This is a genomic window from Wolbachia endosymbiont of Drosophila tristis, assembly GCF_028981745.1.
In the GTDB taxonomy this organism is placed as follows: domain Bacteria; phylum Pseudomonadota; class Alphaproteobacteria; order Rickettsiales; family Anaplasmataceae; genus Wolbachia; species Wolbachia pipientis.
Genome location: NZ_JAPQLN010000041.1, coordinates 1 through 11790 on the forward strand (window position 1 = coordinate 1; position 11790 = coordinate 11790).

The window sequence follows — 11790 nt, forward strand, 5'->3', positions numbered from 1 at the left end:
CTAGTTATTCACTATCCATTTTTTAAGTTGGCGTTTTTTTATGTTTTAAACGCTTTATAAGCGCGTTTCAGCTTATGTAGGTAGAAGTTTTATAAAGACATAAGGTGCACATAGTGCAAAAAATTAAACATGAGACGCCAGATACGTGAGTTTTTTTGTCATTTAATCTGTACAGAGAAGATAAATAAATAGCTTCAATTTTATGATAAGAGGGCTGGCGGAGTTTGTCAAGGAAGTTTTTTCGTTTCTATTCCCAATAAAAGTGCGTTATATGGTTATGCAAGAAGTCTATTTACCCATTTGCTTAACTTTCTCTCTACTTTTTCTGAGTAAGGCCGCTATTGGCATGACAGACATTCATCGTAGTCAATATCTGTTTTTTGTTGCAATATTTCACTTTTTTTAAATATGTCATGCGAGACCTTATCGGCTCTCTGCATTGATTGTGATCTGCAGTAATATAAGCTCTTCAATCCTTTTTTCCAAGCAAGCATGTGTATTTTGTGCAAGTAACGTTTATGTACGTTGGCAGGTAAGAACAGATTTACTGATTGAGATTGACAAATATACGAAGTTCTATCACTTGCATGTTCTATAATCCATCTTTGGTCAAGCTCGTACGCTGTTTTAAATGTCAATTTTTCATGCTCACTAAGAAAATCTAAATGCTGAACGGAACCCTCGTTTGTTGAAATTGAAGACCATATTTTATCATTGTCTCGATTTTTTTCTGCTAATAGTTTTTGCAAGAATTTATTTCGCACTACAAATGAGCCTGTAAGTGTCTTTTGTATGAATACGTTTGCTGCGTATGGTTCTATTCCAGGGGAGGTATTACCTGCAATAATGGAGATCGAGGCAGTAGGAGCAATAGCGAGTTTGTGTGTAAACCTTTCCATTAGATCAACTTCTTTGGCATCAGAACATGCTCCCTTTTCTTCTGCTAATTTTTTAGAAACTATATCTGCTTGCTCGCGTAAATACTTAAATATTTTTTTATTCCATTGTTGTGCTGTTACTGATTCAAAAGGAACCATTTTGCTTTGTAAAAATGAGTGAAAGCCCATCACACCAAGACCAATACTGCGTTCTCTGGCTGCAGAATATTTTGCTCGCTGCATTTCATTCGGTGCTTTATTTATGAAATCTTCCAATACATTATCAAGAAAGCGCATTATATCTTCTATGAAGAGTTTATTGTCTTTCCATTCTTCGTAGTACTCAAGGTTTACGGATGATAGACAACACACAGCAGTGCGTGACTTATTCAGGTGATCATAACCTGTGGTTAAAGTTATTTCACTGCATAGATTTGACATCTTGATGTCTAAGTTGAGCTTTTTGTAAGATTCTGGCTTATTGTTATTTGTTGCATCAAGGAAAATAATGTAAGGTTCTCCAGTTTCAACTCTTGCTGTTAATATTTTGATCCATATATCCCGCGCTTTTACAGTTGAAATAACCTTATTGTTGTGAGGGCTTATTAAATTCCATTCTTGATCATTCTCAACAGCCTGTATAAATTTATCTGTTACTATTACAGCATGATGTATATTTAACGCTTTGCGATTTGGGTCACCGCCTGTTGGCTTGCGTAAATCTAGAAACTCTTCTATCTCCGGATGAGATACAGGAAGGTAGACTGCTGAACTTCCTCGCCTTAGGGATCCCTGACTAATTGCAAGTGTTAGAGCATTTTGCACTACAATAAATGGAACAATTCCTGATGTTTTGCCGCTACCCTTTACGCTTTCGCCTATTGAGCGTAAATTTCCCCAATAACTACCTATGCCTCCTCCACGTGCAGCAAGCCAAACATTTTCGTTCCATAGATCAACTATTCCCTGCAAGCTGTCTTCGGTTTCATTAAGAAAGCAAGAGATAGGTAACCCTCTCTTAGTGCCACCATTGCTGAGTATTGGTGTTGAAGGCATGAACCACAAGTTGCTCATGTAGTCATAAAGACGCTGCGCATGTTCTTTATTATCAGAATAGTAATTAGCAATACGTGCAAAGAGGTCTTGATAACTTTCATTTTCTATTAAATACCTGTCTGATAGAACTGCTTTTCCAAAGTCGGTTAATTTGCTGTCCTTTGCGTAATTAATGGTAATGTTATTCATAAAGTTCCTTTTATTCTTTTATTATATATAGGTACTTAAAAGTCATTTTGAGCGATTTTTAAGTTAGGTTTTTCGGATTTTTTTGTTGATGCTGTAATGCAAACAAGATACCGTCAACCTGACTGCCATATATTTTACAGTAACTCATATAACTTATTTGCATATTTATTTCTTTTGCAACATGTTGAACATAACTTTCTGAGTGACGAAAATAGTCTCCTTTGTTTACAAAGTCAATACCTTCACCTTCCTTTCTTCTTATTAAACATACAATAACTCCTTTTTTGCTCGTAGATCTTTTTGCTAATTCCAACTCTTCTTGAAAGTCATGTAGATAATGTAGCACTTCAGCAAAGATAATTACATCATACTGCTGGTTTTTCTCTTGTTTAAGAAACTCTTTCATTTCCATATGTATTAATTCATTGTAAACAGGCTTACCTTTTATAAAGCATCCTCTTGCGATATTTAGCATTCTACTTGAAATGTCAATTCCTGTTATATGGTTTCCAATACTATTTATTTTCAAGAAATGACCACATATTCCAGTTCCACAACCAAGGTCGAGTATATTGAGCTCAGAAGTGGAGTTGTTGAAGATTTTTGTAATTATCATGTGTACAAGTTCATGCCCTCTATATTGTTTGGCAATCAACCAATGCTCAACAAAATATTCACCTGTGTAATCAAAATATTGTCTTATGAGGTTTTTTGGCAATTCTGTAATAGGCGCTGAGTTTGTCATTTTTTTTATATAGTAAGACGCCTCCTCGTGGTCATTATCTAATTTTAGTGCCCTTGTTAAATAATTATAAGCTTTGTTAGTATTCCCTACCGCAAAATGACACCTTCCGATGTTATACCAGACTATAGGTAAATGGGGGTAAAATATGCTAATTAACCAAAATCGTAACTTTGCATCTGATATGCTACCTTTATAAAAGTGATATAAACCGATTTCAATGTTGGTGTTTAACAGGTTCTTAGATTTTTTAAGAAGCACTGTCATTTCTTTATGAAGAGTATTATATTTATTCACAATGAAGTGTTTTACTTTCTTAATATTTAATACGTCAATGAGCTTAGACATACAATTTAAAGCAACGTTTTTTATAAAAGAGAGATTACTTTTCATACGTGAGAAATACTCCGAATGTTTATTATCATTTTTAGGTAATTGATTTTAACACATTTTATCTTACAAAATATCTTTTTTATTAATTTTTACTGTATATATAAGTTTACCACATATTTCTCAGATTATACTGTTTAGGATTGCTAGTATATTGTTGTTGATAATATAAGTAAATGTTTTGTGCAAAAAGGCGTTGACATATTATTTATTAGGTTATAAGATATAAAAGATTAATTTAGTTTTTAGATGTTTGACAAGTTTTATGGTAGAGATTAATTTAATCTCAATTCAATTTTAATAATATTTAACTCTGCATATTCTGCATATAGTCGGATAAATAAATTATTAAGAGCACTTGATGGATGCCTTGGCGTTAAGAGGCGATGAAGGACGTGGCAGGCTGCGATAAGCTGTGGGGAATTGTCAACAAATTTTGATCTGCAGATTTCCGAATGGGGAAACCCAACTAGTTTAGCTAGTTATTACGTACTAAGTATGTAAAGCAAACTTGGTGAACTGAAATATCTAAGTAGCCAAAGGAAAAGAAATCAACCGAGATTCTGTTAGTAGTGACGAGCGAAAGCGGAAAAGGCTAGTGATTTAAGAATAAGAATTAGAATACTCTGGAAATAGTAACCATAGAAGGTGATAGTCCTGTATAAGTAGAAAGTTTTTAAATCCTTGAGTAGAGCGGGGCACGTGAAATCCTGTTTGAATATGGGGGGACCATCCTCCAAGCCTAAATACTCCTTAACGACCGATAGTGAACAAGTACCGTGAGGGAAAGGTGAAAAGAACCCTGGGAGGGGAGTGAAATAGAATCTGAAATCAAGTGCTTACAAACAGTTGGAGCTCTATATCAATTTATTGATATTTAGAGTGACAGCGTACCTTTTGCATAATGGGTCAGCGAGTTAATCTATGAAGCAAGCTTAAGCCGTTAGGTGTAGGCGTAGCGAAAGCAAGTCTGAATAGGGCGTTTTAGTTTTATGGATTAGACCCGAAACCAAGTGATCTAGTCATGACCAGATTGAAGGTGTGGTAAAACACACTGGAGGATCGAACCAGTTAATGTTGCAACATTATTGGATGAGTTGTGATTAGGGGTGAAAGGCCAATCAAACTTGGAAATAGCTGGTTCTCCGCGAAATCTATTTAGGTAGAGCGTTGTATGTATGTTGTTGGGGGTAGAGCACTGGATAGACTAGGGGGATTCACCGTCTTACCAAATCTAACTAAACTCCGAATACCAACAATTAATTATACAGCAGGCACACTACGGGTGCTAAGTCCGTGGTGAAGAGGGAAACAACCCAGATCACTATCTAAGGTCCCAAAATTACAGCTAAGTGGGGAAGGAAGTAGAAAAACCATTACAGCTAGGAGGTTGGCTTGGAAGCAGCCATCCTTTAAAGAAAGCGTAACAGCTCACTTGTCTAAATAAGTTTTTCTGCGCCGAAAATGTACCGGGGCTAAAGCTGTATACCGAAGATGTGAGTGCTTATTGATTTCGATCAATAGGCGCGGTAGCGGAGCGTTCCGTAAGTCTGTGAAGGTGGTTTGTGAAAACTGCTGGAGATATCGGAAGTGAGAATGCTGACATAAGTAGCGTAAAAGAGTGTGAAAAACACTCTCACCAAAAATCTAAGGGTTCCTACGTTAAGTTAATCTGCGTAGGGTTAGTCGGTTCCTAAGGCGAGTCCGTAAAGGAGTAGTCGATGGCAATTAGGTTAATATTCCTAAACCTCTTAAGTGTGACGGGTTTCGTATTTGTATAGATCTTATTGGATTGATCTATGCTTAAAAGAAGCTCCAGGAAATAGCACTTATATTTATGAGGCCGTACCGCAAACCGACACTGGTGGATGAGTAGAGTATACTAAGGTGTTGAAAGAATGATGTTGAAGGAACTCGGCAAATTATACCTGTAACTTCGGAAGAAGGGTAACCTGCTTTTAGGCAACTATGAGTAGGTGGCACAAAATAGGGAGTAGCGACTGTTTACTAAAAACACAGGACTCTGCAAACACGTAAGTGGAAGTATAGGGTCTGACGCCTGCCCGGTGCTGGAAGGTTAATAGGAAGGGTGCAAGCTCCGAATTGAAGCCCCAGTAAACGGCGGCCGTAACACTGACGGTCCTAAGGTAGCGAAATTCCTTGTCGGGTAAGTTCCGACCCGCACGAATGGCGTAACGATTTCTCCACTGTCTCCAACATCACTTCAGCGAAATTGAATTCCCCGTGCAGATGCGGGGTACCCGCGGTTAGACGAAGAGACCCCGTGCACCTTTACTATAGCTTTACATTGCTATTAAAAGTGTGATGTGCAGGATAGGTGGGAGACTTTGAAGTTATGGCGCTAGCTATAATGGAGTCAACCTTGAGATACCACCCTTTACACTTTTGATATCTAACTATGTTTCATTATCTGGAACTAGGACATTGTATGGTGGGTAGTTTGACTGGGGCGGTCGCCTCCTAAAAAGTAACGGAGGCGTGCGAAGGTAAGCTAGAGCTGGTCGGAAATCAGCTTGATAGTATAATGGCATAAGCTTGCCTGACTGCGAGGCTGACAAGCCAAGCAGAGACGAAAGTCGGTCATAGTGATCCGGTGATTCTGTATGGAAGGGTCATCGCTCAACGGATAAAAGGTACGCCGGGGATAACAGGCTGATGGTGTTCGAGCGTTCATAGCGACGACACCGTTTGGCACCTCGATGTCGACTCATCACATCCTGGGGCTGAAGAAGGTCCCAAGGGTTCGGCTGTTCGCCGATTAAAGTGATACGTGAGTTGGGTTTAGAACGTCGTGAGACAGTTCGGTTTCTATCTGCCGTGGGTGAAGGAAATTTGAGAAGGTCTGACTCTAGTACGAGAGGACCGAGATGGATATACCTCTGGTGTACCAGCTGTTATGCCAATAGCATCGCTGGGTGGCTATGTATAGATGGGATAATTGCTGAAAGCATATAAGCAAGAAACCCTCTTCAAAAAGATTTCCCAATTAAGGCCGTGGGAGACTACCACGTTGATAGGCTAGGTGTGGAAGCATGGTAACATGTGAAGCTAACTAGTACTAATAGCCTGATTGATTTATTTGCTTTCTATATGTGTGTATGCAGTGTTAAATATTAAGTTAAAATTGTTAAGTTAGAAATTTTTATTGACTTGGTGGCTATAGCAAAAATGAACCACCCGATCTCATCTCGAACTCGGAAGTGAAACTTTTTAGCGCTGATGGTACTTGAAAAGGGAGAGTAGGTCGCCGCCAAGTTTATAAAAATTTCTTTGTTAATTAGACAGTAGGTATACTTATATTTTAACTTTCTTGTTTTGTTACTATTCTTTAAGTTTTTATTTTAACTACGATATCTTTTTTTTCTTATATGTTCTTGGTCATTTTCTACATTATTTAGCATTGTTCCTACTTCCCCTAATTGATTCCCTTTTGAAGGAGAATGACTGACTTCTGGTAATATTACATTACCTCCCACTTTTTTAAATAATTCTTCTTGTTGGCGAAATGCTGACCTCCAATCTGTTCCTGTTCCTTTAGGAAGAAATAAGAATTGATACATCTGACCAAAGCCTGTGTTATTTACCTCTTTTATATGCTCTACCATTCACCACACCCATTAACTATTTTTAAAAATTTTACCTATATTATCATAAAAAATATAGTTGTAAATACCTTAATTGAGATTTTTTTTATTTTATCTTTTTTAAGCAAATAGTTAGATCTTTTTGTAAATTTTTATAACTTGCTTGCATAATGTTTCTATGAGTTAGTATTATGTAGTAGTGCCCTATATTACTTATATTTAAAATGCTAATTTTAGCAAGCATTCGTAGTTGCCTTTTTATTTTATTTCTTTTTGCTGCTTTTCCGGTTTTTTTACTGATAGCCAGACCTACTCTAATAGTATGAATGTACTTTTCAGGTTCTCTTTCTTTTATAGCGTACAGTGATATATAAAGCCCACGATAAAAAAGACTGTTGAGTGCTAACTTATTTTTGAAAGCAGAAGAAAAATCTTTTTTTTTATACTTACTATGCGCATAATTTGTTACACCCTAATGAACGGCGCCTATTAAGGATTTTTCTTCCAGCTCTTGTTGCCATACGTGAACGAAATCCGTGTCTGCGCTTTCTTATCAAATTTTTTGATTGAAATGTTCTCTTCATTGTTTTTATATTAATATAATTATTTATTTTAAATTGTTTTACTTTATTGTCAAATAATGGTGAACTTGTATGACATTTTCGTAGAATAAAATTTGATGCATGGAAGAATGAATTCGGTGATAGTCATACCTGTCTTACTAATCCTTTTATTTTGTTTTAGTAGGTTTCAAGAAGTAAATAAGGTTAAATCTTATCTATATCTTAGTTGTGTATGGATGCTAACTTGGTTGTTAGTATTCTATAATAATTGTTTTGTAACTTTTATTTCTATAGCGTTACTTTTTTTCATGCTTGCTTTTATCTTTAAAAATAAAAGAAATAAGATAATAAAACTTTCGTTATTTGTGGCTTTGGCCATATCATTTTTTATCACTTTATTTATAATGCTGTCTATTTTTATTCAATCCATTAGTTTTTTTAATAAAGTAGCTATTTCAGAATTCTTGTTTTGCTTGAAATGGGGCCACAATGTAGTCACTATCAATGAAGAGAAGATAGGATGTTTTGGTATAGCGCCGCTTTTAGTTGGTACATTACTTATAACTATTATAGCAATGTTAGTTGTCGTTCCGCTTGGTTTATTTTCTGCAATATATATTAGTGAATATGCGAGTGAGAAAGTGCGTTATATTGTTAATACAACTTTGCAAGTTTTGTCTGCTATTCCTACGGTTGTATATGGATATTTCGCGGTTGTGTTTTTGTCTTTCTTTATAAAGCAGGTAGCAAATTTTTTTGGTTTAAGTATACACTCAGAAAGTGCCTTAGTTGCCGGTTTATCGATTGGGATAATGATTCTTCCTTTTATTATTTCTTTACTCGAAGATGCCATAAGATCTGTTCCAAAAAGCTTGCGTTATGGCTTCATGGCACTTGGTGCAACTCCAGCGGAAACTATATGGCATATAACAATACCTTATGCAATGCCTACAATTTTAAGTGCAATTTTATTGTCAATTTCAAGAGTGATAGGTGAAACAATGATTGTGCTAATGGCTGTGGGAATCAACGCAAATTTGACTTTTAACCCTCTTAATTCAGTTACTACCATTACCGTGCAGATCGCTACATTACTTACCGGAGATCAGGATTTCAATAGTGTACAAACTCTTGCTGCTTATGCGCTTAGTTTAGTATTGTTTATTATTACTTGGCTATTAAATGCATTTGCATTGTTTGTAATGAAGCGTAACTAGTAAGCGTTTTAATGTTGCAAAATTTCTATTAATAATATAAAATTTATTTTCTTTAGAAGTTCTTTTATGGAATTATAGTGTTAGGTGATAAAAATAAAGAGATGAATATAGGTAGAGCGATTAAGGTAACTCAAGCAGTTGTTGATATAAAATTTGAAGGTGAATTGCCTAAAATATTTAATGCTTTAAAAAGCAAACTAAAATATAAGGATAAGGAGCTGGTTTTAGAAGTTTCGCAGCATATAGGTGACAATATAGTTCGTTGTATTGCTATGGATAGCACAGATGGCATGTCAAGGGGGGATGAATTTGTTGATACAGGTGCACCAATATCGGTGCCAATTGGGCGTTCAACTTTAGGAAGGATTTTTAATGTTGTTGGAGAGCTTATAGATGAGTGTGGTCCACTGAAGGGAAAGTATAACTTAGAGCCTATACACAGAGCACCTCCAAGTTTTACTGAACAGAGAATACAGGAAGAAGTTTTAGTTACGGGAATAAAAGTTATAGATCTTCTTGCACCTTATCTTAAAGGAGGAAAAATTGGCTTATTTGGTGGAGCCGGTGTTGGTAAAACAGTCCTAATAATGGAATTAATTAATAATATAGCAAAAGCTCATAAAGGATTTTCTGTGTTTGCCGGGGTAGGGGAGAGAACGCGTGAAGGTAACGATCTTTATCACGAGATGATCACTTCAAATGTAATAAATATAAATGAGCATGAAAAATCTCAAGCTGTTTTGGTTTATGGTCAGATGAATGAGCCTCCTGGAGCAAGGGCTAGAGTTGCTTTAACAGCACTTACTATGGCAGAGTATTTTCGTGACCGTGAAAACCAAGATGTTCTATTTTTTGTGGATAATATCTTTAGATTTACACAAGCTGGTTCTGAAATTTCTGCTTTACTTGGAAGAATACCGTCAGCTGTTGGTTATCAGCCAACCCTTGCAACTGATATGGGTGCAATGCAAGAAAGAATAGCTTCAACAACTTCTGGCTCTATTACTTCTGTGCAAGCTATATATGTTCCTGCGGACGATTTGACTGATCCAGCCCCAGCAACTACATTCTCTCACCTTGATGCAACCACAGTGTTGTCAAGGCAAATAGCTGAAATGGGAATATACCCTGCTGTTGATCCACTTGATTCAACTTCTCAGTCTTTATCTGCTGAAATCATTGGTGAAGAACATTATAATGTAGCTTCTGAGGTGAAACGTATATTGCAAACTTATAAATCACTGCAAGATATTATCGCAATACTTGGTATGGATGAGCTATCTGATGAAGATAAAATTATTGTTGATAGGGCTCGGAAGATTCAGAAATTTCTTTCTCAACCTTTTCACGTTGCAGAAATATTTACTGGCATGCCTGGTAAATTTGTTTCACTTTCTGATACTGTTTCCAGTTTTAAAGGGATTGTTGAAGGCAAATATGATCACTTACCAGAGGCTGCTTTTTATATGGTGGGGAATATAGATGAAGCAATAAAAAAGACTGAATTAATACAAGCTGAAGCTAAATAAAAGTTAAAGATTATGAATACTTTTAAAGTGCAATTTTTCTCTCCTGATGATCACATTTCATTCAGTGGAGTGGGTTCTCTTTCAGTAACTGGGCTCGAAGGGGAGCTTATGATTTTAGCTCACCATGCTCCTTACTTAATTTATTTATTGCCTGGTATGATTACTGTTAAAATGAGTAACCAAACAGAAAAGAAGGTTGTAATTGATAGTGGCGTATTAGAAGTTGCAAATAATAATTGTAGCATTATAACAAGTCAAATTCAGGTTTTTGATCGTGCAATTCATGATGAGAAATCGTTTAAAAATAAGAGAATTAGTATATATTTAAGTTATCTTGATGAGAAGTTTCTTTCTTAGTTATTTTAGGCAAAAAGTCAATTATCATTCAAGTGGCTATAAGATTTTTGCTCAGGGGGCTCTTTTTTGTCATCCCAGAAACCCCGGGGTGTCATCCCAGTGTCGGAGTACTTTAGGTGTATGATCCCAGAGTGTGATGGTATGGGACCATACACCTAATCAAATAAAAATTAAAGAAGGAGAGTTGGTTGTAACGGTTGGAGATAACGACTTTGTTTTACCTGGAATTTACGTTGGATAAACTACAAAAAATAACAGGTAAAAATCAACGTAAATTTAAGATAAATCGATTTTATTAGTATTATTAAATCAAAATCTGTTTTTAATTAATCAATAATACTTTTTTACATATTTTCATCCCCTTTCATGGATTTTTTAATTTTATAGATGATATCTAATATTATTAGAAGCATTGTAAAATATCTTATGAGAAAAGTTATAAAATATATTAGCATTATTGGTATTGCATGTTTAGTATTGTTATTTTTTATATCTAATGTGGAAACACGCGTAAAAACACAGGAAGAACAATTATTCCTAGCTGTAGAAGATGGTAATGCACAAGAAGTAAAACTATTACTCAAAAATGGTGCAGACCCAAATTGACCTTACCCAGAAAAAGTAGAGAGAAAGTTAAGACGTTTTTATCATGAGAATAAATTGTGCAGGAATGCAATAGTTAATAGTAGAATGTCTACGTTATTTGTTATAAAAGATTTCTATGTATTCAAATATGGTAGTTCTGGTTTGTTGAGCGAGAAGTATCAATAAGCAGCTCCCTTTTAAGTGAACTTTTCTGCAACAGAGTTATCGTAACAACAGCCCTTATGGCTCATGCTGGAAATGATGTTTTTTGTATTCAATAGAAATTGGTAATTTTGAGAGGTATACTGTGACCCTTGATCGCTATGTAACAGCAGATTTTTATCGGGTTTGCGTTTATCAACGGCCATCAATAAAGAATCTATAACTAATTATCATGTTACTCATTAACCACCATGCGTGAATATAGGTCAATTATTGCCGCCAACAACCTTCTTTAGTTTTTATGTAGGTAATCCCAAACTTTATTTGGCTGATCAGTAGTAAAATTTTGATCCAATGTGTTCGGAGCCACAACTCGGTTGCTTATTTGCTGTTTTTTATTTTTGAACCTTCGTCTAAACTTGGCTTTAATGCCATTTTCTTGCATAACACTTTGTACTGTTTTAATTTTTGCCTAAAGCTTTTAATTCAGCGTGAATTTTAGGGGCTCCATATCTGC

Annotated in this window: 8 protein-coding genes, 2 rRNA genes and 2 pseudogenes; 6 read left to right on the top strand and 6 right to left on the bottom strand. The window is 35.7% G+C overall.

Annotated features, from left to right (window positions below; all coding sequences use genetic code 11):
• Positions 1 to 338 precede the first annotated feature (338 nt).
• A complete protein-coding gene (locus OZD64_RS01225; RefSeq protein WP_274999158.1) occupies positions 339 to 2123 on the bottom strand; it encodes a ribonucleoside-diphosphate reductase subunit alpha in 1785 nt (594 codons plus the stop codon).
• 58 nt (positions 2124 to 2181) lie between these two features.
• A complete protein-coding gene (locus OZD64_RS01230; protein WP_274999159.1) occupies positions 2182 to 3258 on the bottom strand; it encodes a methyltransferase domain-containing protein in 1077 nt (358 codons plus the stop codon).
• Between the two features lie 335 nt (positions 3259 to 3593).
• Here OZD64_RS01230 and OZD64_RS01235 point away from each other — a divergent pair.
• Positions 3594 to 6359 (top strand): 23S ribosomal RNA (locus OZD64_RS01235).
• Between the two features lie 66 nt (positions 6360 to 6425).
• Positions 6426 to 6532 (top strand): 5S ribosomal RNA (gene rrf / locus OZD64_RS01240).
• Positions 6533 to 6617: 85 nt separating this feature from the next.
• On the opposite strand, the gene OZD64_RS01245 is transcribed toward rrf, so the two are convergent.
• The 3 genes and pseudogenes from OZD64_RS01245 to rpmH form a co-directional block, all read right to left on the bottom strand.
• Positions 6618 to 6881, bottom strand: a complete 264-nt coding sequence (locus tag OZD64_RS01245) for a hypothetical protein (protein WP_038199724.1) — start codon at positions 6879 to 6881, stop codon at positions 6618 to 6620.
• A gap of 85 nt (positions 6882 to 6966) precedes the next feature.
• Positions 6967 to 7290: pseudogene (rnpA, locus tag OZD64_RS01250) on the bottom strand (ribonuclease P protein component); the annotation flags it as partial.
• A 19-nt stretch (positions 7291 to 7309) separates the two neighbouring features.
• Positions 7310 to 7444, bottom strand: a complete 135-nt coding sequence (gene rpmH / locus OZD64_RS01255; RefSeq protein WP_274999161.1) for a 50S ribosomal protein L34 — start codon at positions 7442 to 7444, stop codon at positions 7310 to 7312.
• A gap of 107 nt (positions 7445 to 7551) precedes the next feature.
• On the opposite strand from rpmH, the gene pstC reads away from it, so the two are divergent.
• The 4 genes from pstC (at position 7552) to OZD64_RS01275 (ending at position 11132) form a co-directional block, all read left to right on the top strand.
• Positions 7552 to 8640, top strand: a complete 1089-nt coding sequence (gene pstC / locus OZD64_RS01260; RefSeq protein ID WP_038199744.1) for a phosphate ABC transporter permease subunit PstC — start codon at positions 7552 to 7554, stop codon at positions 8638 to 8640.
• Positions 8641 to 8741: 101 nt separating this feature from the next.
• The gene (gene atpD / locus OZD64_RS01265) at positions 8742 to 10169 is read left to right on the top strand and encodes a F0F1 ATP synthase subunit beta (protein ID WP_038199747.1); all 1428 of its coding nucleotides are present in this window, start codon (positions 8742 to 8744) and stop codon (positions 10167 to 10169) included.
• A gap of 12 nt (positions 10170 to 10181) precedes the next feature.
• Entirely contained in the window at positions 10182 to 10526 is a 345-nt protein-coding gene (locus tag OZD64_RS01270; RefSeq protein ID WP_274999162.1) for a F0F1 ATP synthase subunit epsilon, read from the top strand.
• Positions 10527 to 10952: 426 nt separating this feature from the next.
• Positions 10953 to 11132 (top strand): ankyrin repeat domain-containing protein, encoded by a 180-nt coding sequence (locus OZD64_RS01275; protein ID WP_223823054.1) that lies wholly within the window; start codon positions 10953 to 10955, stop codon positions 11130 to 11132.
• A gap of 93 nt (positions 11133 to 11225) precedes the next feature.
• Here the strand turns inward: OZD64_RS01275 and OZD64_RS06825 are convergent.
• Positions 11226 to 11790 (bottom strand): annotated as a pseudogene (locus tag OZD64_RS06825) (IS3 family transposase); the annotation flags it as partial.